The 25,092-nt window shown below is 66.3% G+C and carries 25 protein-coding genes and 1 pseudogene; 7 read left to right on the top strand and 19 right to left on the bottom strand.

Annotated features, from left to right (window positions below):
* Nucleotides 1-148 precede the first annotated feature (148 nt).
* Together MKK69_RS11990 and MKK69_RS11985 are read right to left on the bottom strand one after the other, a co-directional pair.
* The gene (locus MKK69_RS11990) at nucleotides 149-640 is read right to left on the bottom strand and encodes a PRC-barrel domain-containing protein (RefSeq protein WP_243968085.1); all 492 of its coding nucleotides are present in this window, start codon (nucleotides 638-640) and stop codon (nucleotides 149-151) included.
* Between the two features lie 185 nt (nucleotides 641-825).
* Nucleotides 826-1,692, bottom strand: coding sequence for an outer membrane protein (locus tag MKK69_RS11985; protein WP_243968084.1), 867 nt, complete (start codon nucleotides 1,690-1,692; stop codon nucleotides 826-828).
* 945 nt (nucleotides 1,693-2,637) lie between these two features.
* Between MKK69_RS11985 and MKK69_RS11980 the strand changes: the two genes are divergently transcribed.
* Both MKK69_RS11980 and MKK69_RS11975 read left to right on the top strand, forming a co-directional pair.
* Nucleotides 2,638-4,161 carry a DEAD/DEAH box helicase gene (locus MKK69_RS11980; protein WP_243968083.1) on the top strand — a complete coding sequence of 508 codons (1,524 nt, stop codon included), beginning with the start codon at nucleotides 2,638-2,640 and terminating at the stop codon, nucleotides 4,159-4,161.
* Between the two features lie 105 nt (nucleotides 4,162-4,266).
* Entirely contained in the window at nucleotides 4,267-5,325 is a 1,059-nt protein-coding gene (locus tag MKK69_RS11975; protein WP_243968081.1) for a sensor domain-containing diguanylate cyclase, read from the top strand.
* Between the two features lie 21 nt (nucleotides 5,326-5,346).
* Here MKK69_RS11975 and MKK69_RS11970 read toward each other — a convergent pair whose 3' ends face one another.
* Together MKK69_RS11970 and MKK69_RS11965 are read right to left on the bottom strand one after the other, a co-directional pair.
* Nucleotides 5,347-5,724, bottom strand: a complete 378-nt coding sequence (locus tag MKK69_RS11970; protein WP_243968079.1) for a HesB/IscA family protein — start codon at nucleotides 5,722-5,724, stop codon at nucleotides 5,347-5,349.
* 123 nt (nucleotides 5,725-5,847) lie between these two features.
* Nucleotides 5,848-6,837, bottom strand: a complete 990-nt coding sequence (locus MKK69_RS11965; RefSeq protein ID WP_243968078.1) for a threo-3-hydroxy-L-aspartate ammonia-lyase — start codon at nucleotides 6,835-6,837, stop codon at nucleotides 5,848-5,850.
* A gap of 230 nt (nucleotides 6,838-7,067) precedes the next feature.
* Between MKK69_RS11965 and MKK69_RS11960 the strand changes: the two genes are divergently transcribed.
* On the top strand, nucleotides 7,068-7,292 hold the full coding sequence (locus tag MKK69_RS11960) for a hypothetical protein (RefSeq protein WP_243968077.1): 225 nt from the start codon (nucleotides 7,068-7,070) through the stop codon (nucleotides 7,290-7,292).
* Between the two features lie 87 nt (nucleotides 7,293-7,379).
* On the opposite strand, the gene MKK69_RS11955 is transcribed toward MKK69_RS11960, so the two are convergent.
* The 11 genes from MKK69_RS11955 to MKK69_RS11910 all read right to left on the bottom strand — a co-directional run bounded on the left by MKK69_RS11955 (nucleotide 7,380) and on the right by MKK69_RS11910 (nucleotide 17,741).
* The gene (locus MKK69_RS11955; RefSeq protein WP_243968076.1) at nucleotides 7,380-8,537 is read right to left on the bottom strand and encodes a hypothetical protein; all 1,158 of its coding nucleotides are present in this window, start codon (nucleotides 8,535-8,537) and stop codon (nucleotides 7,380-7,382) included.
* A gap of 2 nt (nucleotides 8,538-8,539) precedes the next feature.
* Entirely contained in the window at nucleotides 8,540-8,863 is a 324-nt protein-coding gene (locus tag MKK69_RS31325) for an AAA family ATPase (protein ID WP_409564800.1), read from the bottom strand.
* Nucleotides 8,845-10,050 (bottom strand): DUF262 domain-containing protein, encoded by a 1,206-nt coding sequence (locus tag MKK69_RS11950; protein WP_243968075.1) that lies wholly within the window; start codon nucleotides 10,048-10,050, stop codon nucleotides 8,845-8,847. The genes MKK69_RS31325 and MKK69_RS11950 overlap by 19 nt, the downstream gene beginning before the upstream one ends.
* 515 nt (nucleotides 10,051-10,565) lie before the next feature.
* The gene (lpdA, locus tag MKK69_RS11945; RefSeq protein ID WP_243968074.1) at nucleotides 10,566-12,005 is read right to left on the bottom strand and encodes a dihydrolipoyl dehydrogenase; all 1,440 of its coding nucleotides are present in this window, start codon (nucleotides 12,003-12,005) and stop codon (nucleotides 10,566-10,568) included.
* Between the two features lie 55 nt (nucleotides 12,006-12,060).
* Entirely contained in the window at nucleotides 12,061-12,309 is a 249-nt protein-coding gene (locus MKK69_RS11940) for a hypothetical protein (RefSeq protein ID WP_243968073.1), read from the bottom strand.
* Between the two features lie 45 nt (nucleotides 12,310-12,354).
* Complete coding sequence (locus tag MKK69_RS11935) at nucleotides 12,355-13,761, bottom strand: pyruvate dehydrogenase complex dihydrolipoamide acetyltransferase (protein ID WP_243968072.1); 1,407 nt, start codon at nucleotides 13,759-13,761, stop codon at nucleotides 12,355-12,357.
* Between the two features lie 4 nt (nucleotides 13,762-13,765).
* A complete protein-coding gene (locus tag MKK69_RS11930; RefSeq protein ID WP_243968071.1) occupies nucleotides 13,766-14,359 on the bottom strand; it encodes a Uma2 family endonuclease in 594 nt (197 codons plus the stop codon).
* 15 nt (nucleotides 14,360-14,374) lie between these two features.
* Nucleotides 14,375-14,662 carry a DUF5076 domain-containing protein gene (locus tag MKK69_RS11925; RefSeq protein ID WP_243968069.1) on the bottom strand — a complete coding sequence of 96 codons (288 nt, stop codon included), beginning with the start codon at nucleotides 14,660-14,662 and terminating at the stop codon, nucleotides 14,375-14,377.
* Between the two features lie 58 nt (nucleotides 14,663-14,720).
* Nucleotides 14,721-16,163 (bottom strand): pyruvate dehydrogenase complex E1 component subunit beta, encoded by a 1,443-nt coding sequence (locus tag MKK69_RS11920; protein WP_243968068.1) that lies wholly within the window; start codon nucleotides 16,161-16,163, stop codon nucleotides 14,721-14,723.
* A 54-nt stretch (nucleotides 16,164-16,217) separates the two neighbouring features.
* Nucleotides 16,218-17,291: a pyruvate dehydrogenase (acetyl-transferring) E1 component subunit alpha gene (gene pdhA / locus MKK69_RS11915; protein WP_243968067.1), complete on the bottom strand. Its 1,074-nt coding sequence runs from the start codon at nucleotides 17,289-17,291 to the stop codon at nucleotides 16,218-16,220.
* 138 nt (nucleotides 17,292-17,429) lie between these two features.
* Complete coding sequence (locus MKK69_RS11910) at nucleotides 17,430-17,741, bottom strand: FtsB family cell division protein (protein WP_243968066.1); 312 nt, start codon at nucleotides 17,739-17,741, stop codon at nucleotides 17,430-17,432.
* 109 nt (nucleotides 17,742-17,850) lie between these two features.
* Between MKK69_RS11910 and MKK69_RS11905 the strand changes: the two genes are divergently transcribed.
* On the top strand, nucleotides 17,851-19,029 hold the full coding sequence (locus MKK69_RS11905; protein ID WP_243968065.1) for an adenylate/guanylate cyclase domain-containing protein: 1,179 nt from the start codon (nucleotides 17,851-17,853) through the stop codon (nucleotides 19,027-19,029).
* A 21-nt stretch (nucleotides 19,030-19,050) separates the two neighbouring features.
* On the opposite strand, the gene eno is transcribed toward MKK69_RS11905, so the two are convergent.
* Entirely contained in the window at nucleotides 19,051-20,340 is a 1,290-nt protein-coding gene (eno, locus tag MKK69_RS11900; RefSeq protein WP_243968064.1) for a phosphopyruvate hydratase, read from the bottom strand.
* 236 nt (nucleotides 20,341-20,576) lie between these two features.
* Between eno and queF the strand changes: the two genes are divergently transcribed.
* On the top strand, nucleotides 20,577-21,029 hold the full coding sequence (gene queF / locus MKK69_RS11895) for a preQ(1) synthase (protein WP_243968063.1): 453 nt from the start codon (nucleotides 20,577-20,579) through the stop codon (nucleotides 21,027-21,029).
* Between the two features lie 112 nt (nucleotides 21,030-21,141).
* On the opposite strand, the gene MKK69_RS11890 is transcribed toward queF, so the two are convergent.
* Entirely contained in the window at nucleotides 21,142-21,489 is a 348-nt protein-coding gene (locus tag MKK69_RS11890) for a hypothetical protein (protein WP_243968062.1), read from the bottom strand.
* 315 nt (nucleotides 21,490-21,804) lie between these two features.
* Here MKK69_RS11890 and MKK69_RS11885 point away from each other — a divergent pair, with 315 nt between their 5' ends.
* Entirely contained in the window at nucleotides 21,805-22,488 is a 684-nt protein-coding gene (locus tag MKK69_RS11885; protein ID WP_313900848.1) for a class I SAM-dependent methyltransferase, read from the top strand.
* Between the two features lie 111 nt (nucleotides 22,489-22,599).
* On the opposite strand, the gene kdsA is transcribed toward MKK69_RS11885, so the two are convergent.
* Entirely contained in the window at nucleotides 22,600-23,454 is an 855-nt protein-coding gene (kdsA, locus tag MKK69_RS11880) for a 3-deoxy-8-phosphooctulonate synthase (protein ID WP_243968059.1), read from the bottom strand.
* Nucleotides 23,455-23,522: 68 nt separating this feature from the next.
* Complete coding sequence (locus MKK69_RS11875) at nucleotides 23,523-23,993, bottom strand: hypothetical protein (protein WP_243968058.1); 471 nt, start codon at nucleotides 23,991-23,993, stop codon at nucleotides 23,523-23,525.
* Nucleotides 23,994-24,651: 658 nt separating this feature from the next.
* Here MKK69_RS11875 and MKK69_RS11870 point away from each other — a divergent pair.
* A pseudogene (locus MKK69_RS11870) lies at nucleotides 24,652-25,092 on the top strand (methyltransferase); the annotation flags it as partial.

Raw genomic sequence — 25,092 nt, 5'->3', positions numbered from 1 at the left:
GGAATGGTCTCGCGCGGCCGCGGCGTTTCAGCATGCCGGGCTGCGCCGCACGCCGATGACGCGGAGGCGGCGCGTCGCGGTGGTCCGACGCGAGATCGCGAACATCCCGAAGCTGCGTCTCGCGGGCGAGCAGAGCCCGGGCAGAGCGCTAATGCGCGGCGATCGCCTTTGCCGGATCGAAGGGCTGGGCCGCCGAGATGGTGTCCTTGCTCATGTTGAGAACCGCCGAGAAGCGGCTGCCGCCGGGCCGCAGCACCAGGGCGCTGGGCTCCACCGCGATGCGCTTGCTCCCCAGCCCGAGGAAGCCGCCGACATCCATCACCACCGCCTTGAGCGTACCGCCGTCGGCAATCAGGAGGTCGTCAATCTTGCCGACGCTGTCGCCGGCGGCGTTGCGCACCTCGACGCCGATCATCTTGGAGGCCAGGAAGGCGACTGGCTTGAGTCCCTGACGCTTGGCGGCATCCTCGGCGCTGGCGGCCTCCATCAGGCGTCCGGCTCCGGCACCGTCGGTCGCAGTGCCCGGCCCCGTCCCGGGTAGCACCGTACCCCGGCCGATCACGGAGGCGTCCTGAGCGCGGGCCTGCGGCACCGCAAGGCAGAGGGCTGTCAGCGACAGGACAAGGATTCGGCTTCGCATCGACGATCGTTCCGCGCGCCCTATCCGGCTGGGGCGCCGGGGGCTCAATCGCCCGATGCCGGCCCGGTTCCGGCCCGGCATGTCGCACCCGCCCGAGCGGCATCGGGCCCGGAACGCGAAAGGGGCCCGGCCTTTCGGCCGGACCCCGTCCAGGGAGCCGGGATGCCCGGCTCCGACGTTCGATCTCAGTACGAGCCGAACTTGTAGTTCACACCGGCGCGGACGACCGCGAACTCGGTCTTGGCCGCGGCGCCGTTGAGGTAAGCGGTGCCGTTCGGGGGCAGCAGATAATTGTAGAAGATGCCCGAGGCGGCGTTCTTCTGACGATCGAGGCTGACGTACAGACCTTCGACCTTCAGCGTCACGGCCGAGGACTTGAAGAAGTTCAGGAACGAATCGGTGGGCAGGGCGTACTCGACGCCGCCGCCGACCGCGTAGCCGGTGCGGAAGCTGTCGCGGAACCGGTTGCCCGCGAAGTTCTGATCGTCCTGGCCCGAGGCATAGGCGAAGCCGCCGGTGCCGTAGATCAGGGTGCGGTCGAAGGCGTAGCCGAGACGGCCGCGGGCGGTGCCGAAGTAGTCGAGCCCGTTGCCGCTGGTGGCGACATAGGCGCGCGGCCGCGAGAAGGCGACGCCCGGATCGCCGAAGCCGGTGTAGTTCAGCGTGCCGTCGGCGCGGCGGGCGAAGTCGACGTACTGCGCGTCAGCCTCGAAGCCGACCACGATGCCCGAGCCCGGCGTGAACTGATAGTTGTAGCCGATCTGCCCGCCGCCGGTGAAGCCGTCGTTGTTGTTGCGGTTGTTGACGCTGACCACCGCGTTGGTGCCGGCCGAGTTCACCACCGAACCGTAGGGCAGGAAGTAGTTGGTGGTCTTGCGGCTGTTGGCATCGAAGCCGTAGCCGGCGTTCACACCGAAGTAGAACCCCGTCCAGGTGAAGACCGGCACCGGCGTGAAAGCCGGCGGCGGCGCTGCGCGGCGCGGCAGATCGGCCGCCGAGGCCGCGGCGGTGACGCCGACCAGCACAGTCGACGCAAGGAGAAGCTTCTTCATGATTCCAAAGGTCCTGGGTTAGCTGGAGCCGACAGCCTTCTAGGCGTTCCCGGTCCCAAGATCTGTCGCTTTCCTGCAACAAGTGTTCTCAGACTAGCCGCAGAGCGTCAACAAAACATGAAGACTAGTGGCCGACATCCGGTGCGCTATCATCGAGTTACCGCCAATCGGGAGCTTATATTTATTATAAATTGGTCTGAATAGTCTTCATGGAGATTGTTTATGGCGATAAAATCAGAGGATTCACGCTCGATATTGGTCAAGTGACGGCGATCTCGTACCGCGCCGCGCGGATGAGGTTCGCCCCGTCTGATCGTTCACCGCCGCCCGGCGTAAAGCTGTGGTTAACCATGGTGCCCAACGATGCGCGGCCGAAGGCCTGGCGCGCGTTCGGCGGAGCGAGTCGCCCATGCACATCCGCCTTGACCGGGCTTCGAAAGCCTTCGGCAGGCGGCGGCCCGCCGGTGCGGCCGTCGACCTGGACCGGAGGAATCCGGTTCGCCGGGGAACGCTCCTCGGCTGGTCGCTGCGCGTATCGGCTGTCGCCGGTCTCCTGGCGGTCGCCGGCGCCTCTCAGCTAGCCCGGTGGAACAAGCTGAGCGATCCTCCCAGCCGGATCTTCGCCACGGCGGCTCCGGTCCCGCCCGACCCGGAGACGACCGGCGCCATCCCGGATGGTGTGGGGGCCGCACGGGCCACGCGGCCCGATCCCCGCCGCCGGCCCGTCTCCGACCGGCTCAGGCCCTGATCGGGCCCGGATCGCCTGTGCGTCGCGGCGCGTCGCCGCGCATTGCGAGATTGACAAGCCGCGCCAAGCCCCTAACTGACGGTCAGCATGCGCCCCGCGGCCCCGGGAGCGTACCAGCGCCCCGCGCGATCCTTCCCAGCCGTTGCCGCGACGGTGTCCATCGCGCCGGCCGGGCGCGCAACGGTTCCTGAACGCAGATGCCTTTTTCCGACCTGGGACTGAGCGAGAAAGTCCTGAACGCCGTCGCGACGGCGGGCTACACCGAGCCGACGCCGATCCAGGCCGAGGCCATCCCGCACGTTCTCGCCCGCCGCGATGTCCTGGGTATCGCCCAGACCGGGACCGGCAAGACTGCGGCCTTCACGCTGCCGATGCTGACCCTGCTGGAGAACGGTCGCGCCCGCGCCCGGATGCCCCGCACGCTGATCCTGGAACCGACCCGCGAACTGGCCGCCCAGGTGGTCGAGAACTTCGACCGCTACGGCACCAACCACAAGCTCAACGTGGCGCTGATCATCGGCGGGGTCTCGTTCGCCGATCAGGATGCCAAGCTGATGCGCGGCACCGACGTGCTGATCGCCACGCCGGGCCGCCTGCTCGACCATTTCGAGCGCGGCAAGCTGCTGCTGACCGGTGTGGAGCTTCTGGTCATCGACGAGGCGGACCGCATGCTCGACATGGGGTTCATCCCGGATATCGAGCGGATCGTGAAGATGGTGCCGTTCACCCGGCAGACCCTGTTCTTCTCCGCGACCATGCCGCCGGAGATCGAGCGGCTGGCGGACATGTTCCTGCACAATCCCCAGCGGGTCGAGGTGGCCCGGCCCGCCTCCACCGCCACCACGATCACGCAGCGTTTGGTCGCCACCGGCTCCGAGGGCCATGCCAAGCGCGAGCGCCTGCGCGACCTGATCCGCGGCGAGGCCGAGCTCAAGAACGGGATCATCTTCTGCAACCGCAAGCGCGATGTCGCGCTGCTCCAGAAGTCGCTGGTCAGCCACGGCTTCGACGCGGCGGCCCTGCACGGCGACATGGACCAGCGGGCGCGGACCACCGCCCTCGACGCGTTCCGGAACGGCGAGACCGCCCTGCTGGTCGCCAGCGACGTGGCGGCCCGCGGGCTCGACATCCCGGCGGTCAGTCACGTCTTCAACTTCGACGTGCCGCATCACCCCGAAGACTACGTCCACCGGATCGGCCGGACGGGCCGCGCCGGCCGGTCCGGCACGGCCTACACGCTGGCCTCGCCGGAGGATTCCCGCTCCCTCGGCGCCATCGAGGTGCTGATCGGCCAGCCGATCCCGTGGTTCGACGGCGACCTGTCGTCGGTGGCCGATCCCTCCGCCGATACCGGCACCCGCCATCGCGGTCGCTCGGGCGATACCCGCCGCGGGGCGCGCTCGGCCAAGGCCGGCGGAGGCACCTCCGTCCCCGCCGCAGACCGCCCGAAGGCGCGCGGCGCCCGCGGTGGTGCGTCGCCGCAGCGTGCCGAGACCCGTGGCGGCGCGGCCGCACCCCGGGCCGAGACCCGTGGCGCCGTGTCCGCGCCGCGGGCCGAAACCCGTCCCCTGCCGGAGCCGCGGCGCGAATCCGGCCGCGCGGAGCGGGTGCGCGACGAGCGCGGGCGCCGGAACGAGGCGGACGGCGAGACGCCCATCGGCCTCGGCGCCCATGTTCCGGCCTTCCTGCTTCGTCCAGTCTCGGCGAAGAAAGATAAATAAGGCCCGCGAATACGGCTTTAACTCTCTGTCTACCAGGCTGCCGTAGTCTGGTCTTCGGGCCACTATGCGACGAAGCGTCGGTAGGCCGAGGGCGGCGGGACGGGCATGAGCCATGAGAGCCATTCGGATCGGGATCGCAGCTTCGCGCTGGCGAAGCGGACCCACGACCTGATTCGCGATTACGGCCCCTCGGCGACCCCGCGTGCCTATGCCGTCTGGTACGCCTATGTGTCGGCGGAACTGCCGCTGCTCGGCGACGCGGTGAAGCGCCTCACCACCGAGAAGGGGGCGCTCACCGAGGCCGACATCGACGACCTCCACGAGACCTACCTGAACCGGCACGGCCTGGAGAACGCCACCGGCGACATCAGCCGCGTGGTCCTGGGCGAGATCGCGGCGGTCACCGAGATCCTCGACCTGTCGCTCGGCTCCACGACGCAGTACGGCGAATCCCTGCGCGGACTCGCCCAGGATCTCGCCGACGGCCTGCCCAATGGCGCGGGGCTCGGCGAGATCGTCGCGACGCTGGTCTCCACCACCCGCGAGGTCGCGGTCAACAACCGGGTCCTCGAAGCGCGTCTGCGCGAGACCCGCAGCGAGATCGAGACCCTCCGCGAGAAGCTCGAGGCGACCCGGCTCGAGAGCCTCACCGACACGCTGACCGGCCTCTCGAATCGCAAGCATTTCGAGGAGAGCCTGAAGGCGGCCATCGAGGCCGCCCGGCTGCGCGCCGGCACGATGAGCCTGATCATCCTCGACATCGACTTCTTCAAGCGCTTCAACGACCTGTACGGCCACCTGACGGGCGATCAGGTGCTGCGGCTCGTGGCGATCGTGATGCGCGAGAATGCCGGCCGGCAGGCGCAGCTCGCCCGGTTCGGCGGCGAGGAGTTCGGGATCATCCTGCCCGAGGCGGACCGCGTCCTGGCCCGGCAGGTGGCCGAGACGGTCCGGGCCAGCGTGATGGGGCGCGAGCTGGTCAAGCGCTCCACCGGCGAGTCGCTGGGCAAGATCACGGTCTCGCTGGGCGTCGCGGTTCTGCGCCAGGGCGACACGCCGGCCGCGCTGCTGGAGCGGGCCGACCTGTGCATGTTCGTGGCCAAGCGCGGCGGCCGCAACCGCGCCGTGGACGACACCGCCGAGGCGCTGTCGCAGGTCGCCTGACGCGCGGCCGCTCCGGCCCGCTCAGACCGGGGCGGGCAGCCGGTCGGCCGAGACCGGGGTGATCGCCACGGACTCGCCGCAGCCGCAGGCCGAGGTCTGGTTCGGGTTGTTGAACACGAACTGGGACGCGAGCTTGCTGGTGGTGAAATCCATCTCGGTGCCGAGCAGGAACAGCACCGCCTTCGGATCGACGAACACCCGGACGCCGCGATCCTCGACCACGTCCTCGCCGGGCTTGACCGCCTCGGCATACTCCATCGTGTAGGACATCCCGGCGCAGCCGCCGTTGCGGACCCCGACCCGGAGTCCGGCGATCGGCCGGTCGGCCTCCGCCATGATCGCCTTGATCCGATCGGCGGCGCGATCGGTCAGCGAGAGAACCTTGAAACCAACGGACATCGTCACCCTCCCGCCCATCCGGGTTCAAAGCCCGGGAGCGCGCATTCTGACAGAGACAAGATAAGCATCCGTCTGCGGTCGGTCCACCGCCGCCGGGTCACACCTGCCGGGCATTCGGCGCGGTCAGGCCGCTTCGCCGGTCAGACGGGCGAAGGTGGCGAGGTCGACGTTGCCGCCGCTGATCACCACGCCGACGCGCTTGTCCCAGACATCCACGAGCCCCTGCAGCACCGCCGCGGCCGCGAGGCAGCCGGTCGGCTCGGCCACGAGCTTCATGCGGCCGGCGAAGAACCGCATCGTCTCCACGAGCTGCGCGTCGGAGACGGTCACGATCTCGGCGACCCGGGCGCGGATGATCGCGAAGGTCAGGTCGCCCAGCGCCGTCGACTGCGCCCCGTCGGCGATGGTCCGGGGCACCGGGATCGTCACCACTCGGCCCGCGTGGAACGAGCGCTGCCCGTCATTGCCGGCTTCGGGCTCGACGCCGATCACCCGGCAGCCCGGCGACAGTTCCGCCGCGGCCAGCGCGCAGCCCGCGAGCTGGCCGCCGCCGCCGAGGCAGGCCACCAGCACGTCGAGCGGCCCCACCGTCTCGATCAGCTCCTGCGCCAGGGTCCCCTGCCCGGCGATGACGTCCGGATGGTTGAAGGGCGGGATGACGGTCAGGCCCCGCGGCCCCGCGATCTCCCGGCCGAGCGCCTCCCGGTCCTGGCTGTAGCGGTCGTAGAGGACGACCTCGGCGCCGTAGCCGCGGGTGGCCGCGACCTTCGCCGCGGGGGCGTCCGCCGGCATGATGATCGTGGCGGGGATGCCGAGGAGCCGGCTCGCCAGGGCGATGGCCTGGGCGTGGTTGCCCGAGGAGAAGGACAGCACGCCGCGGGCGCGGACCGCCTCCGGCAGGGCGCTGATCGCGTTGTAGGCCCCGCGGAACTTGAAGGCCCCGGCCCGCTGCAGATTCTCGGCCTTGAAGAACAGCTTCGCGCCGGTCATCGCGTCCGCGGTGCGGGAGGTCAGCACCGGCGTGCGGTGCGCCGTTCCGGCGATGCGCTCGGCGGCGCGCGCCACGTCGGCGTAGGTGGGCAGGCCGTCCGCCCCGGCTCGCTCGTCCTGCATCGGATCCCGCCTCGCTCCCGCTCCGTGTGGTGGCGAGTCATACGGGCGTTCGTCCGCGTGCGCATCCCGGTCCGATGCACGGCCGGAAGCGGAGCCATTCGCCGGCTGACCGCTTATCCCGGTGTGATCGACTGGGCAGCACCGCTGGGGGGCGGCTTCGCCATGCGGATGGGATCGGATTTTTATTGGCGCGCGGGGCCGGGTGACAGGTCGGCCGGGGGCGGCGCGTCGTGAGCGCCTGGATCCGGGAGCGTCCCGCGGGGGACGGCGCCACCGAGGTCACGTTCCGCGGCCGCGGGCTGGCCCTGCGCTCCGGCGCGCGGCTGATTCTTTTGGTGTGTCCGCTCTGCTCGCAGCGGAACGCCAAGCGGGGGGCCGAGCGGGGGATCTGTGAATGGTGCGCGTATGTGCCGGCGCTGGAGGAGGCGGAGCCGGTGGAGGTGGGGACTCATTGAATCAGCATCGAGCTATTCGCTGGTTATGCTGCATACAACTACACCTTTAAGAATATATGCCGGCTGCCCATCATTTTGAACGATGAATTAAATTGTCAAAGTTGGTCTCATCAGACGTATCATGGCTTCAAGGGTGGTTGTAAATTCATCGTATTTAACTTTGCTAGCTGACTGCTGTAGCCAATGTTGAGTACAGTGCTTACTTAGTTGCTCAACAGTAAGAGATAGATAAATACGGAAATCATGAAATTCGTCATGTACTTCTTGCCCATGCGATTGCGACAATGCTAATTCGACAGCATCAGAAGACCGTCCTGGCAGCGAGGCAAATCCCGAAACATCACTCGCTATCAAATCTAGAAATTCTCTTTCCATGCTTCTTTCGAAGGGTAGAAAACAACAGATATCTTTCTTCGCCCAACTCAATGCTTCGGCTTTCATATCCCCATCTAGGAGTCCGATGATAGAAAATGATCCGAGCGTCGGGAAATTTGTAATAGCTTTCTTTATGTCTCCGAACCCAACGCCAGGTATGACGAATTCGATATGTTTGGTGATTTGTACGTTGAATCGGGATATCAAATCAGAGGCTACGAGTTCAGCCAGCTTGTCCTCGACAAATAATATAAGCGACTTGTTGATGGCGTAACCAAGAGATTGAAGTAAAGCAGTCTTATCACCGCCGACAAGATGACACCGAGTTCGAGCCTCTCGCCGACGCAGAGCTATCAGTTGAGCGGTATCCATATTATTGACAATATTACTAGAATTTGTTGTCAATACAACGGCGGCCCGCCGAGTGAGGGCGCCAGCCTTTATTATATCGAACACAGACAGATGACCTGTCGGAGTTAGCATTGCCTCTGGCTCTTCTATTAATAGAATCGAATGATCTTTGATGTAGTCCATTAGCCAAGAAATATAAACAACAGATAATTCGCCGGTCCCCATAGAAGTTACATCATAGCTGGCACCTGACACGGTAGCTAGGAAGTACGGGATCACACCATCAGGGCGCATCTCATCTTCAATTTCGTATGCAATCAGACTTTCATAACGCTTTCCAATTGTGCGGGATAAATTATCCAGCTGAAATGGTGTAAATGATTTTGGATCGTAACCTTCAATGATGCTGCCCCGATCTCGAATTTCGAAAGCCGCCAGGATATCATCTGTTCGATCATATAGCGTTATAAACTTAACTTCTGGCCAGAAACCCTCCTGTTTACTAATTTCTCCTGCCAAATCTAGATCGTTATTGAATATGTAGTCTTTGTGCTCGACACGTACTGATGATTTAAAGCTGCCGAATCTGCGTTTAAGCCCCGGGCATCCAGGTCAGCGGAAGAGATCAACAGGCAATTCAATATCTCCAAAATCGACGATTTGCCAACACCGGACCCTCCGCACAATGCTATAAACCCGCTATTCAGATTTAATTCAACATCCTCAAATTCTCTATGGTCGTGGATCGACAATTTGACTATTACAGGGCATTGTTTAAACGTTCTTTTTGCCAGAGCTCGTTGCCTATCGACGGCAGATATTCTCTTCACGAGAAATCTCCCCATCCATAAATAATAGCCTCGCGCTCTAGTCTTATATCTCTTTCGCGATCCTTGTATAATCTGTATGTTCCCTCCAACATACGGAGGGCGTCGGATTTTCGTTCAAAATGCCTCAACTTACGAAAGTTCTGTGGCCCATACCACGCCATAGTTGCATTGAGGCATAAATCGCGAACTATAACAGACGAAGCATCATTAACCCTTGACGTTGCTTTGTCTGAAAACAATCTTGTCAGCGGATAGGCCTCTTTCATAAATCTATTAACGAGCGATTTTATCCGAATATCGCTCCGATTCAGCCTGAGCGTTCCTGATCGAGCTATCTCGAACGCGGCCATAAATTCAGCAAATTTCTCGGCAACAGGGTCATTGTTAGGCCATCTATTGTCCGCTATGAAATAAATCCAGGAAAATGTAGTCGCTTTATTGAATTTAATACTAGACTCACAAGACTTAATGGCCCGAGTAAAGCGCTTGACGCTGTTAGATATAATAGCAACAATTTTTTCGTCGAATAAATCGTTGTTTCGATATCGATTTTCGAGCAATGTCGATGTAATTTTGTTGTTGAGGCCGCCAATCTCAATACATAGCGCCAGTCTACTCAAAACGTCATCGTAGTTCATTCGCGAATTGGTAAACCCGATCGACTTATCACTAAGTCTATCCTCCAAGAGCTCCGATGATTGCTTAATTTGGTCTCGCGCTGGTCCGAATAGAGCATTGCGTTGTTCGGCTGCGGTAAGCGATGACAGTTGATTAAGTCGAAAGAAAAGCTCTCCGGGCTCGCCTGCTTTATAATCTCTCAGCCTAATAGTTGAAATAAGGATGCGGTTAAATTGTGATTTGACCGCCGTAGGCAGCTCACTATAGTACAGTCCATCTAGTCGCAATATGTTATTGTCTGAAGGGGCCGTATTTCCATCGACAGGAAAGTGATTTTGAAAGAATTCATGTATGGCCCGCAATCTTTGCTGTCCGTCAAGAATTTCTTCTCTATCCAAATCGTCGTTAACAACTATGTGAATTGGTGGAATATACCACCTGCGTAAGACGCTATCGATAAGGCGTCGCTTTTTAGGCTCTGACCAAATCTCTCCCCTTTGAAAATTAGGCTGTAGATCAAGCTGATCGCTCTCAATCTTCGTGATAAGGAAAGCGATTTCGTGGTCGGCCTGATCTATTCTCATATTAACTGGCCATTAATGAAGCTAAGTTTATGAATGCCACCTTGCAGGCCGGCCGGGTATGCTTCGGTGGCTTCGGAAGGCGTAGTCTCGCTTGTATCCACTACTATTTGTAGATATTTTCAGCCTGTCAAGCTTTTAGCTTGATTAAAGTGTTCATCGATTTGGATGCACTCTGATCACTCCGCCAACTCTCCTCGCGTTCGACGAGTAGAGATTGCGATGCATCGTTCTCACAGCTTGAGGGCTAGGAACAGAGCATTTTAGAACGATGTTCTACGGGTCATAGGCCCGTTCTGTATCGTCGGCTGGTCCTTCGTTCAGATGCCTGATCTGATCTGCATTCTATTGTATCGGGATCGTTGACTCAGGCTTCGGCTATGGTCCGTTGGTAGTCACAGTCTGCACGAAAAATGCCCCGGAACGCCCCCCAATTGTGGGTTCCGAGGCAATAGTTTGACAGTAGCCCAACGGCCAACTGAGCGCTGTAGGGCTCCGTTGAAGCAGGCTTATCCAGCCTACGTATGGATCACCTTCCCATACGCATCCAACACGCTCTCGTGCATCATCTCGCTGAGCGTCGGGTGCGGGAACACCGTGTGCATCAGCTCCTCCTCGGTGCTCTCCAGGTTCATCGCCACCACGTAGCCCTGGATCAGCTCGGTCACCTCGGCGCCTACCATGTGGGCGCCGAGCAGCTGGCCGGTCTTGGCGTCGAACACGGTCTTGATCAGCCCGTCCGGCTCGCCCAGCGCGATCGCCTTGCCGTTGCCCGCGAAGGGGAACCGGCCGACCTTCACGGCAAAGCCCTGCTCCTTGGCCTTGGCCTCGGTCAGCCCGACGCTGGCGATCTGCGGCTGGCAATAGGTGCAGCCCGGGATCTTGGCCTTGTCCATCGGGTGGGTGTGCAGGCCCTTGATGGTCTCGATGCAGAGGACGCCCTCGTGCTCGGCCTTGTGGGCGAGCATCGGCGGCCCGGCGACGTCGCCGATGGCGTAGAGGCCGGGCACGTTGGTGCGGCCGAGCCCGTCCGTCACCACGATCCCGCGGTCGATCTTAACCCCGAGCTTCTCCAGGCCGATCTTCTCGATGTTGCCGACGACGCCCACCGCCGAAATCAACTTCTCGGCGGTAATCTGCTGAGTCTTGCCGTCGCCGCCCTCGATCGTCGCCGTGACCGCATCCGCGCCCTTCTCGACCTTGGTCACCTTGGCGCCGGTGAGGATCTTGATGCCCTGCTTCTCGAAGCGCTTGCGGGCGAGGCCTGCGATCTCGGAATCCTCCACCGGCAGGATCTGCGGCAGCAGCTCGACCACGGTCACCTCGGCGCCCATGGTGCGGTAGAACGAGGCGAACTCGATGCCGATCGCGCCAGAGCCCATCACCAGCAGGCTCTTGGGCATCGTCTCGGGGACCATGGCCTCGTAGTAGGTCCAGATCAGCTTCTTGTCGGGCTCGATCCCGGGGATGGCGCGGGGGCGGGCGCCGGTCGCCACGATGATGTGCTTGGCACCGTAGGTGCCGGCGCCCTTGGCGCCCTTCGGCGGCTCGGCGCGCTTGCTCTCCAAGACGGTGACTTGGCCGGGCTGGTTGCCCTTCGCGACGCTGTCGATTGCGGCCTCGCCCCAGATCACGTCGACCTTGTTCTTCTTAAGCAGCATGCCGACGCCGCCGTTGAGCCGGCCCGAGACCCCGCGGGAGCGCTTCACGATCGCGGCGGTGTCGAACCCGACCTTCTCCACGGTCAGGCCGTAATCGCCGGCGTGCTGGAAGTAGTGGTAGATCTCGGCGGAGCGGAGCAGCGCCTTGGTGGGGATGCAGCCCCAGTTCAGGCAGATGCCGCCGAGATGCTCGCGGTCGACCACGGCGGTCTTGAAGCCGAGCTGCGCCGCGCGGATCGCCGTGACGTAGCCGCCGGGGCCGGCGCCGATGATGAGGACGTCGTAGGTGTCGGACATCGTGTCTCAGCTCTCCGCTGTGTGGCGCGCGCCCGCACCGTCGTTGACGCGGCGATCAGGGCGAGGTCTCCAGCGCGCCTAGCCGCTGCTCCATGGCCTTGATCGTCTTCTTGATCGCCTGGAGATCGGCCTTCGCCTGCGTGCCGAGGCCGGTCTCGTAGGCGACGTAGATCTCCAGCTCTTCGAGCTTCTCGGTATGCCCCGTCAGCGTCGTCCGGATCGCTGCGACATCGCGCTTCACCTCGGCGATATCGCTCTGCATCCGCTGAAGAACCGGCAGGATGAGATCCGTAATTTCGGACACGCGACGCTCCCTTGAACGCTCACGCGATCATAGCAGAGTCGCCCGTCACACCAGCATGCCCATCGGGTTCTCGATCAGCCCCTTGAAGGCCGAGACCAGCTCCGCGCCGAGCGCCCCGTCGAGCACCCGGTGGTCGCAGGACAGGGTGGCGGTCATCACCTGGACCACCGCCGGCGCCCCGTCCTTCACGACGACGCGCTTCTCGCCCGCGCCCACTGCCAGGATGCTCGATTGCGGCGGGTTGATCACCGCGGTGAAGTGCTTGATGCCGAACATGCCGAGGTTCGACACCGAGGTGACGCCGCCCTGGTATTCCTCGGGCTTCAGCTTCTTGGCGCGGGCGCGGGCGGCGAAGTCCTTCATCTCGTTGGAGATGGTCGACAGCGTCTTCTCGTTCGCCCGCCGGATCACCGGGGTGAACAGCCCGCCGTCGATCGCCACCGCGACGCCGACCTCGGCCTGCTTGAAGCGCAGGATCCGGTCCTCGGCCCAGACCGCGTTGGCGGCGGGCACGCGGGTGAGCGCGAGGCCCATCGCCTTGATGACGAAGTCGTTCACCGAGAGCTTGAAGGCCGGCTTGCCGTCCTTGTCCTTGGCCGCGGAGCCGTTCAGCGTCTCGCGCAGCTTCATCAGCGCGTCGAGCTCGCAATCCACCGTCAGGTAGAAGTGCGGGGCCACCTGCATCGCCTCGGTCAGACGCTTGGCGATGGTCTTGCGCATGCCGTCCAGCGGCACTTCCTCGTAGGAATCCTTGGCGAAGAAGCCCCGGACCTGATCGACCGTGAGACCGGCCGGCGCGCCGCCCGCGGGGGCGGGTTTCGGGGCGGGGGCGGCCGCCTTCGGCGCCTCGGCGGCGGCCTGGGGCGCGGGCGCCTTGGTCGCGCCGGAGGCCTTGGCGGCCTGCACGTCGCGGGCGATGATGCGGCCGTGCGGGCCGCTGCCCTGGACGGCGCCGAGTTCGACGCCCTCCTGCTTGGCGATCCGGCGCGCGAGTGGCGAGGCGAAGACCCGGCCGCCGGTGCTCTGCTCCGAAGTGCTGCCGGGCTGCGCGCCCTCCGGCGCTTCGTTCACCCGCTCGTAGGACATGTGGCCGCCGCCCGGCGTGGTGTTCTGGTCGGCCGGTGACGGCTTGGCCTTGGATTCGGCCTGCGCCGCCCCGTTGGGGGCCGCCTTCGGCGCACCGCCGGCGGCGGCCGCCGACACGTCCTCGCCCTCGCCCGCGATGATGGCGATCAGGTCGTTGACCGGCACGTCCGCGGTGCCCTCGGGCACGAGGATCTTGGCGAGCACGCCCTCGTCGATCGCCTCGACCTCCATGGTGGCCTTGTCGGTCTCGATCTCGGCGAGCACATCGCCGGACTTGATCGGATCGCCCTCCTTCTTGAGCCACTTGGCGAGGTTGCCCTTCTCCATGGTCGGCGAGAGGGCGGGCATCAGCACGTTGATCGGCATGGCATCAGGTCTCGGGCAAGGCCGGGGCGGCCGGATCGGCGAAGGGAAAGAGGTCGTCGAGGGGGAACGGCACGGCGTCGAAGGGCGGCAGTGCCACGATCTCGCCGCGCTGGATCGTGGCGAGGAGCACCCAGCGCCCGTCCGCGAGGGCGAAGCCTTCCAGCACGCCCGCCGCCGGATCGAGCAGCCAGAGATGGCCGATCCCGGACTCGGCATAGATGCGGCGCTTCGGACCCCGGTCGAGGCGGGTCGTGGACGGCGAGAGGATCTCGCAGACCCAGTCGGGCGGGGTCGTGATGAAGGCCTCCTCGGGTTCGGTCGGCATCCGCGCGCGTTGCCAGCCGGCGAGATCGGGCACGACCACCTGGGATCCGAGGTGAAGTTCCGGCTCGATCATGAAGATCCAGCCGCCGGGACCGCCACGGCCGCGCGCGAACGGCCGATCCAGCTCTCCCGACAGGCGCGCCGCGGCGATGCCGTGCCGCGGCCTCGGCCGCGGATGCGTCTCCAGCACCCCGTCGATGATCTCGGCGACGAGATGGTCCGGGACCGCCTCCAGATCCGCGTAGGTCGCCTGCCGGATCGCTGCCTCAGCCATGGGCCTGTGCCATCGCTAGTTGAGGCCGCCGGGGTCGAGCCCCTCGGCCTCCCAGCCGGCGCGGATGCGCTCGACCGCCTCCTCCTCGGACATGTCGGTCTCCAGCGCGTAGGCGCAGGCGGCCTGCCGGGCGAGGTCGGCCAGGAGCCGGCCCCAGGTCGCGGGATCGTCGAAGGAGCGTCGCAGCGCCACGCTGACCGCGCCGTCGACCACGGCCGCGCGCAGCACTTCGATGCCGCCCTGTTCCCGGGCGTCGGGCGGGATGGCGAGTTCGGCGAAGGTGGTGCTGGAATCCTGGCTCATGGCGCGCCGGCTGTTCCTCGATCCGGGCCGGGGCGGGCGACCGGCGCCCGCGCGCCGGTCACTTGTAGCAGACGCTCTTGGCTGCCTCGACGACCTCCGCCACGTTGGGCAGCGCCAGCTTCTCGAGGTTGGCCGCGTAGGGCATCGGCACGTCCTTGCCGGTGATGCGCAGGACCGGGGCGTCCAGGTAGTCGAACGCGTCGACCATCAGGCGGGCCACGATCTCGGCGCCGATGCCGGATTGCGGGAAACCCTCCTCCACGGTGATGCAGCGGCCGGTCTTCTTGACCGATTCCACCACCGTGTCGGTGTCCATCGGGCGGATCGTGCGCAGGTCGATGACCTCGGCCTCGATCCCCTGCTCGGCCAGCGCCTGCGCGGCCTTGAGGGCGTAGGTCATGCCGATGGCGAAGGACACGATGGTCACGTCGCTGCCGGTGCGGTGGACCTTGGCCTTGCCGATCGGCAGCACGAAGTCGTCGAGCTGCGGCACCGGGAAGCTCTGCCCGTACAGGATCTCGTTCTCGAGGAAGATCACCGGGTTCGGGTCGCGGATCGCGGCCTTGAGCAGGCCCTTGGCGTCGGAGGCCGTGTACGGGGCGATCACCTTGAGGCCCGGCACGTTGGAGTACCAGGCGGAATAGTCGTGGCTGTGCTGGGCGCCGACCCGGGCGGCGGCACCGTTCGGGCCGCGGAACACGATCGGGCAGCCGAGCTGACCGCCGGACATGTAGAGGGTCTTGGCCGCCGAGTTGATGATGTGGTCGATCGCCTGCATGGCGAAGTTGAAGGTCATGAACTCGACGATCGGCTTCAGGCCGGACAAAGCCGCGCCGACGCCGATGCCGGCAAAGCCGTGCTCGGTGATCGGGGTGTCGACCACGCGCCGGGGCCCGAATTCCTGCAGCAGGTTCTGCGTGACCTTGTAGGCGCCCTGGTACTCGGCGACCTCCTCGCCCATCACGAAGACGTCGCCGTCCCGGCGCATCTCCTCGGCCATGGCGTCGCGCAGGGCCTCGCGGACGGTCTGGGTGACCATCGGCGTGTCGGCCGGGAACTCCGCCATCACCGGCTCCTGGGCCTTGGTGGTGATGACGGCCGGGGCCGCGGGCGCCCTCGGGGCGTCGTCGCCGGTCTTGGCGGCGGGCGCGGCCTTGTCGGCCATGCCCTCGGCCTGCATGTCGGGGGTCGGCGCCGGATGGCCGCCGGCGCCGTTGGGCTTGGCGCCGCCGCCCGACTGGACGCTCGCCGGATCCTCGCCCTCGCCGGCGATCACGGCGATCGGCGTGTTCACCGCCACGCCCTCGGTGCCCTCCGCGATCAGGATCTTGGCGAGCACGCCCTCGTCGATCGCCTCGACCTCCATGGTGGCCTTGTCGGTCTCGATCTCGGCCAGCACGTCGCCGGACTTGATCGGATCGCCCTCCTTCTTCAGCCACTTGGCGAGCTTGCCCTCCTCCATGGTGGGCGAGAGGGCGGGCATCAGGATGTCGGTCGCCATGCTCAGCTCTGCGATCGTTTATTTGGTCGGGGCGGCCAGTGTTCCGGGGATGCGCTAGGCGTGCGCATCCAACAAAATATCGGTCCAGAGCTCGGAGGGATCGGGCTCGGGGTCGTTGGTGGCGAACTCGGCCGAGGCGTTCACGACCTCGCGCACCTTCGCGTCGGTGGCCTTGAGATCCGCCTCCGGCACCCCGTGCAGTTCGAGCAGGCGCTTGCGCACCATCTCGATCGGGTCGTGCTCGTCGCGCATCTTCGAGACCTCGTCCTTGGTCCGGTACTTGGCCGGGTCGGACATGGAATGGCCGCGGTAGCGGTAGGTCTGCATTTCCAGGATGTACGGGCCCTGGCCGGTGCGGGCATGCTCGATCGCCCGGGTGGCGGCTTCGCGGACGGTACGCACGTCCATGCCGTCGACCTGCTCGCCCGGGATGCCGAAGGAGAGGCCGCGCTTCGAGAAGTCGGTCTGCGCCGAGGCCCGGGCCACCGAGGTGCCCATGGCGTAGCGGTTGTTCTCGATCACGTAGACGACCGGCAGCTTCCACAGCGCCGCCATGTTGAAGCTCTCGTAGACCTGCCCCTGGTTGGCAGCGCCGTCGCCCATATAGGTCAGGCTGACCTTGCCGTTCTCCCGGTAATGGTCGGCGAAGGCGAGGCCGGTGCCGAGCGAGACCTGCGCGCCGACGATGCCGTGGCCGCCGAAGAACTGCTTCTCGCGGCTGAACATGTGCATCGAGCCGCCCTTGCCGCGGCTGTAGCCGCCCCGGCGCCCGGTCAGCTCGGCCATGACGCCCTTCGGGTCCATGCCGCAGGCGAGCATGTGGCCGTGGTCGCGGTAGCCGGTGATGACCTGGTCGCCGTCGACCGAGGCCATCTGCATGCCGATCACCACGGCCTCCTGGCCGATATAGAGGTGGCAGAAGCCGCCGATCAGGCCCATCCCGTAGAGCTGGCCGGCCTTCTCCTCGAAGCGCCGGATCAGCAGCATCTCGTGATAGGCGTGGAGGTCATCCTCCCGGCTGAATTGCGGCATGTTCGGCGCCGGCTTGTGCGCCTCGGCGGCCTGCGGGCTCGCGGCCTGCGGGTGCGCGGACGAAGCGTCCCTGGCAGGCTCCTTGGCGGCGTCCATCGGCGCTCTCCCCGTGATTCCACGCGACTGCGTGGGGGTGTAGGACAGCGTCGGATGGAAAGCGAGGGCTGCCGCTCTGACAGGAAGCCTCTCTTGTCAGAGGGGTTTCGCGGCCCGCGCAGGCGGCGGGCCGGCCGATCAGGGCGTGATGACGACCACGTCGTTGGCGTGGACCCGGCCGAGGACGATCCGCGCGCGCTCCTCCAGGAGGTCGCGGTCGATCTGGTCGCTCTTAAGGAGGGCGACCCGGCGCTCCCAGGTGGCGCGCTCGGCCCTCACGGCCGCCAGGTCCTGATTGAGGCCGTAGGCCCGGATCTTGAGGGCCTTCTTGGCCTCCAGGCCGCGGTTGCCGCTCTCGGCCTGCCACACGAAATAGCCGACCACGAGCGCCGACAGGGTCCAGAGACCCAGCGGCAACACGACCATTCTGACTCGGCGGCGGACGACCATGGCGCGATCCTCGGGCGGAAAGGTTAAGGGAACGTCTCGCCCGCGTGTCGTGGCCGGCTATGAACCGGGGCGCGGTGCGGCAGGTGGGAGCGAAGGGCGAGCCGAACGGATGGACATGACGGATCTGCGCCGCTGGCTCGCCGAACACGCCACGGCGACCGACGACCACGACGGCCTGCTGGTTCGGTTCTGCGAGGCGCTGGCCGGCGCCGGCATCCCCCTCTGGCGCGTCAGCGTGATGGCCCCGGCCCTCGACCCGACGCTGCGCGGCGTCAGCCTGAACTGGCATGCCGGCGAGGGGATGTCCTTCGTGGCCAGTCCGCACGGCGCCGACGAGGAGAGCGACTGGCTGCTCAGTCCCGTCTACGCGCTGGTGGAGAAGGGCGAGACGTTCGGCCGCTGGCGGCTCGACGCCCCCGAACGCGAACTCGATTTTCCGGTCCTGCGGGACCTCGGGTCACAGGGCGGGGTCGACTACGCCCTCCACATCGTCGAGTTCGCCCCCGGAACCGCGTTGCGGGGAATCGCGATCTCGTTCTGTACCCGCCTGCCCGCCGGCTTCACGGATGCGGACCTGTCCACCATCAGTGGCGTCCTGCCGTTCCTGACGCTGGCGATCGCCAAGATCGGCCTGGCACACACCCTGCGGGAGGTGTCGGCCACCTATCTCGGTCGCTCCACCGCCGAACGGGTCCTCGACGGTCAGATCCGGCGGGGCGAGGGCCGCGCCGTGCCGGCCGCCATCCTGCTCACCGACCTGCGCGGTTTCACGGCCCTGTCCGACCGGGCCGATCCCGCCGACATGGTGACGTGGCTCAACGAGCATTTCGACGCCCTCGGCGATCCGGTGGAGCGACACGGCGGCGAGATCCTGAAATTCCTCGGCGACGGGTTCCTGGCGATCTTTCCGGTCCCGGACGCCGGCACCCTCCCCTGCCCAGTCTGCGGCGCTGCCCTCGAGGCCGCGACCGACGCGCTCGCCGCCAACGCGGCGCTCAACACCCGCCGCCGCGCCGCGGGGCTGCCGGAACTCGCGGCCGAATGCGTCGTGCATTTTGGGACGGTGATCTACGGCAACGTCGGGACCGAGCGCCGGCTCGACTTCACCATCATCGGGCGGGCGGTCAACGAGGCGAGCCGGATCGAGAGCCAGTGCGCGGCGCTCGGCCACGCGCTCCTCGTGTCGGAGTCCTTCGCCCAGCGCTGCGCCCGGCCGCTCCAGCCGGTGGGGACGATCGAGCTGCGCGGCCTGTCGCGGCCCCAGCGGGTCTGGACGCTCCCGGATTGAGGCCGGGCGCGCCCCGCAGGATCAGCGGCGCGCGAGCTGCTTCAGCGCCGCCGCGCCGGCATAGAGCGCCTGCGGGCCGAGGCCCTCCTCGATCCGGATCAGCTGGTTGTACTTGGCCAGTCTGTCCGAGCGGGCCAGCGAGCCGGTCTTGATCTGCCCGCAATTGGTGGCGACCGCGAGGTCCGCGATGGTCGAATCCTCGGTCTCGCCGGAGCGGTGCGACATCACCGCGGTGTAGCCGGCGCGCTGGGCCATATCGACCGCCGCCAGGGTCTCGGTGAGCGAGCCGATCTGGTTGACCTTGATCAGGATCGAGTTGGCGGTGCCCTCCGCGATGCCCCGGGACAGGCGCTCGACATTGGTGACGAACAGGTCGTCGCCCACGAGCTGGCAGCGATCGCCGATCTTCTCGGTCAGGAGCTTCCAGCCGGCCCAGTCGTCCTCCGACATGCCGTCCTCGATCGACACGATCGGGTAGGTGGCGACGAGCTGGGCGAGGTAGTCGACCTGCGCCTCGATGGCGCGGGTCGTGCCCTCGCCCACGTAGGTGTAAGCACCGTCCTTGAAGAACTCGGTGGCGGCGCAGTCCAGCGCCAGGGCGATGTCCTGGCCCGGCTTGAACCCGGCAGCGCTGATCGCGTCCATCACGAAGTCGAGGGCCGCCTCGGCCGAGGGCAGGTTCGGGGCGAAGCCGCCCTCGTCGCCGACATTGGTGTTGTGGCCGGCCTTCTTCAGCTTGCCCTTGAGGGTGTGGAACACCTCCGAGCCCATCCGCACGGCCTCGGCGATCGAGTCCGCCCCCACCGGCAGGATCATGAATTCCTGGAAGTCGATCGGGTTGTCGGCATGCGCGCCGCCGTTGATGATGTTCATCATCGGCACCGGCAGCACCCGGCCCTGGACGCCGCCGACGTAGCGGTAGAGCGGCAGGCCCGAGGCCTCGGCCGCGGCTTTCGCCACCGCCAGCGACACGCCCAGGATGGCGTTGGCGCCGAGCCGCGCCTTGTTGGGCGTGCCGTCGAGCTCGATCATCGCCTCGTCGACCGCGACCTGGTCCTCGGCCTCCATGCCGCCGACCGCGTCGAGGATCTCCGTCTGCGCCGCCTCGACCGCCTTCAGCACGCCCTTGCCGAGGAAGCGGTTCATGTCGCCGTCGCGCAGCTCCACCGCCTCGTGGGCGCCCGTGGAGGCCCCGGACGGCACGGCGGCGCGGCCGAAGGACCCGTCCTCCAGGATGACGTCGACCTCGACCGTCGGATTGCCGCGGCTGTCGAGGATCTCGCGGGCGCTGATATTGGTGATCGCGGTCATGGAACGTCCTCTCGCGGGGCCGCGGGTCGGCGCGCGCGCAAAGTGGGGCTGCGGCGCATCGCGGCGGCTTATCCGTCAAGCCGCGTTCGGCGGCAAGCACCGGTCGGTGGTCGGCCTGTGAGTCGGCCCATTCCGGTGCGAACGCGGCGCTGCGGCCGCCATCCGTTCGGCGGCCTGGAGCAATCGCCGCGGCGGCGAGGGATGCGCGGGGCGCCGCGGCGTTCTATACGCGCCCCATGACGACACCTGAGACTCTACAGCTCGGCCAGCCGGCGCCGCTTCCGACATCCCCGGACGCGGCACGCCTCGACCGGGTCCCGAACCCCCACGCGGATACCGACTATCTCGCCCGCTTCACCGCCCCCGAATTCACCTCGATCTGCCCGGTCACCGGCCAGCCCGACTTCGCCATCCTGGTGATCGACTACGTGCCGGGCGACTGGCTGGTGGAGTCGAAATCGCTCAAGCTCTATCTCGGGTCGTTCCGCAACCACGGCGCGTTCCACGAGGATTGCACGGTCGCCATCGGCAAGCGGCTCCGCGATCTCCTGGAGCCCCGCTACCTGCGGATCGCTGGATACTGGTATCCGCGCGGGGGCATACCGATCGACGTGTTCTGGCAGACGGGCGAACCGCCCAAGACGGTCTGGCTGCCCGATCCCGGGGTGCCGCCCTATCGGGGCCGCTGACGGGGGATCGGCCAGAGACCTCGCGACCGCCGGCTCCCGCATTGGGCGAACAAACGAGAAAGGGCGACCGGCTCGCGCCGGCCGCCCCTCGATCCCGTCAGGACCGCTTAAGTCAGTAGCCGTAGCCGTAGTAGCCGTAGCCCGGTGCCGCGTAGCCCGGCGCGCCGTAACCGTAGGCCGGAGCAGCGTAGCCGCCATAGACCGGGGCGTAGCCGTAACCGCCGCCGTAGTAGGAATCGCGGGCCGCGCCGGCGGCGATCGCACCGGCGGCAAGGCCGGCGATGCCGAGACCGATGGCGGCGCCGGTGCCGATGCCGCGACGGCCGCCGCGGTAGTAGCCGTGGCCGTACCCGCCGTATCCGCCGTGGAAGCCGTAGGGACGCGCCTCAGCGCCCGTGGTGGCGGCGACGCTGCCGAGAGCCAGGACGGCGGCGGTGGCGATGATACCGATCTTGCGCATAATGTTCCTTCTCGATCCTCGATCGAACATGCCCCAATAACGTAGCCACCCCGCGTCAGTTCCAAGTTCTCGCATGTCTTGACGTGCGGATCCGCACACAGGCGGTTTTCTGAATGCCGGTTCATGCTTAACGCCCCACGGGGCTGCCACCGCAGCCTCGCCGCCTCGACCGGCGCGGGGGCCGAAACCTTGCGAAGAGTTTCCGAACCAGGGTTGCCGGTCCGGTCCGGCATCGCCTGATGCGGTGCGGGGACGGTCGGCGGCTTCGGCCGACGCACATCGCCTTCGGCCCGCGCTGGCTGTAAGAGGGTTTCGGTGGAGGAGCGCTCGATGGATGCCCTAACCCTGATCCGCGAGACCTTCGCGCCGCTCCCCGACAAGCGGATCCTCGATATTGGATGCGGCGGGGGGACCCTCGCGAAGCGGCTGACGGAAGACGGCGCGGCGGTGACCGGCATCGATCCCGGCGCGGCGGCGCTCGCCGCGGCCCGGGCCGCGGTGCCGGCTGCACGGTTCGAAGCCGCGACGGGGGAGGCCCTGCCCTTCCCAGATGCCAGCTTCGACGGCGCCGTCCTGCTCAACGCCCTGCATCACGTGCCCGACCCCGCGGCCGCCCTCGTCGAGGCCGCACGCGTGCTCGCGCCGGGCGGCCGCCTCGTCGTGGTGGAGCCCCTGGCGGCGGGGAGCTTCTTCGACGCCCTCCGGCCCATCGAGGACGAGACCGCGGTCCGGGCGGCCGCGCAGGAGGCCATCGCGGCCGCCCTGGCCCGGGGCACCCTGGCATGCCGCCGCGAGGTCACGATCGAACGGCGGGAGCGCTTCGCCTCCCTCGACGCCTTCCTGGCCCGGGTCTGCGCGGTGGATCCCGCTCGTGCGGCGGTGATCGCAGCGCAGCGGCCGATCGTGGAGGCGGCGTTCGATCGGGCGGCCGAGCGGGTGGCGGACGGGGGCTACGACCTCATCCAGCCCCTCCGGATCCACGTTCTGACGCACGCCTGATCCGGGTTTCGAAAGGGCGCGCCCTTTCGCGGGTCCAGGGCGGATCCTTGGAATCGGTCAGGGCTTTGCCCTGACGACCCACCAAAGGGCACGCCCTTTGGATACCCCGTTTCAGGCGGCGCGGCTCTTAGCGAGCCGATCGAAGGCGATGAGCTGGTCGAGCAGAGCCGGCAGGTCCTTCAGCGCCACCATGTTCGGGCCGTCGGAGGGCGCCCGGTCGGGATCGGGATGGGTCTCGATGAACACGCCGGCCACGCCCACCGCCACCGCGGCCCGGGCCAGCACGGCGACGAATTCCCGCTGGCCGCCCGAACTGGCGCCCTGGCCGCCGGGCTGCTGAACCGAATGGGTCGCGTCGAACACGACCGGCGCGCCGCCCGTCACCTGCGCCATGATCGGTAGGCTGCGCATGTCCGAGACCAGGGTGTTGTAGCCGAACGAGGCGCCCCGTTCGGTGACGATGACGTTGGGATTGCCGGCCTCGGTCACCTTGGCGGCCACGTGCTTCATGTCCCAGGGCGCCAGGAACTGGCCCTTCTTGATGTTGACCGCCCGCCCCGTCGCGGCGGCGGCCAGGAGCAGGTCGGTCTGGCGGCACAGGAAGGCCGGGATCTGGAGCACGTCCACCGCTTCGGCGACCCGGGCACATTGCTCGGCGGCGTGCACGTCGGTCAGCACCGGCAGGCCGAGGCTCTCGCGGATCTCCGCGAAGACCGGCAGCGCCTCGTCAAGGCCGACGCCCCGGGCGGCGCTGCCCGAGGTGCGGTTGGCCTTGTCGAAGGAGGTCTTGAAGACGAGCCCGATCCCGAGATCCGCCGCCATCGCCTTGAGCGCTGAGGCGATCTCCAGGGCGTGGCCGCGACCCTCGAGCTGGCATGGGCCGGCGATCAGCGTGAGCGGCAGGTGGTTGGCGAAGCGCGCGCCGCCGACCTGGACCACGGGGCCGGATGTTTCGGGATTCGACATGCGGCCGGTCTAGCGCCGTTCCAGGCCGCCTTGCAATCGGGGCCCGATCCCGATCTCGGGCCATCGCCCTAGCCCGCGCGGCGGGTCCGCGCGAGCTTGGTGCGGGGCGCGACCCGACAGACCGTGAGATCGTCCCGGAGCGCGTCGGTCCGCGAGCCGGTCTCGCACAGCATCAAGGCCGGGCCGGAGCTGCCGCGGCGGGGGGCCTGCGCGAGCAAGCTGGCCTGATGGAGGTTGAGCGTCAGCACCTCGGCCGCGGCGGCATCCGCCCCGGCGAGGGCACGGGCCGCGCGGCCGACCAGGATGAAGTAGGCCCGTGGCGGCTCCCGGTCGCGCGAGGCGACGGTGATCCGCGCCGGCGCCCGGCAATCGAGGCTCATCCGCTCGGCATCCTCGGCCCGGAACACCGCGTAGGGGCCGGCCCGGCCGGCGAGCGAGGCGCCGGTATCGCGGATCACTCGGGCCGTGAGCGCGTCGCACGCATCGGCGGCGTGGACCGGACCGGCTGCAAGACCGGCCAGGATTGTCAAAGTTAACATTGACTCGATCCGCTGCATCATTGACTCGCTCCTAATCCTCTGCAAGAGGTCGATCGCAGATCGCCGCTCGGTCGGAGAAATCTATTGATTAGAAATTTATTTGTAGTTTGAAATGACTTGAATTTTAGTCGTGTAACGCTTGGTAAAAAACGTTAATAGCCTCGTATTCTGACGAAAACAAGATAAAAACAAGATAAAAACAACTGGGTTTGGTGGATCTTCCGGGCGGGGTGGTGTTTCGCGTGTAGCCGACAGAGAGAAACGATAGCTCCAGCCGATGACCGTAGGGATCAAGATCGATGGAGCACCGGATGGTCCAGGCTGGCGCGCATCCCGTCGCTCGACCTCCCGCCCCCATCCACGGGCATGAGACCGCGCGGGCCGGGAAGCAGAAGGTTGCGCCGATCTATGATCGTCGGCCGAAAAGGTTCCCGGGTCACCCCGCGGCGGCCGAATGCCGAAGGCGGATCCGGCCCCCCGGTGTGGGAGCGTCCTGGCAAGCCCGGGCCGTCGTTGCGCAGAAGAGACGGCCCGCACTGGCGTCGACGAGCGCTCTTGGGCGGCACCGCGCAGGATAGAAACAACCGCGTCTCGAGGGACCGGCCACACGGGGTCCGGCGCGCGGTGATCGCAGAACATCGCAAGGGGGAGTCAGGTCGTGGAAAATGAACTCAGGGTCATCTTCAGATCGGTTCTAGGAGTGAGAGATACACTCGAAGAATCGATCTCGGAGATCAAGAATTTCATCGGTCGGGGCCATGAGGCTCATGCCGAACCGATCGAGTTCCTGATGTTCGCGGCCCGCAGAGCGGCGCTTTCGAGCGCCCCGCTGCTGCAGGATCTCTGGGTGCTGTTTGAACTCGGCGAGAAGCGGAACGGCTATTTCGTCGAGTTCGGTGCCACGGGTGGTCCGGCCGGCAGCACCACGCTGCTGCTGGAGACGCTCTATGGCTGGCAGGGCGCGATCGCGGAACCGGCGCGTAGCCGGTACGACCAACTGCGTAGCAGACGGAATTGCTACGTCGCGAACAAGTTCGTCTACACGGAGGATGGCTTGAAGATGCTGTTCAACGACCCGGACGGTTCGGAGGAGCAAGCC

This window comes from Methylobacterium sp. J-026, assembly GCF_022829585.1.
Classification (GTDB): Bacteria; Pseudomonadota; Alphaproteobacteria; order Rhizobiales; family Beijerinckiaceae; genus Methylobacterium.
The sequence above is the reverse complement of the archived record's forward strand: the minus strand, read 5'-3'. Positions and strand labels throughout refer to the sequence as shown.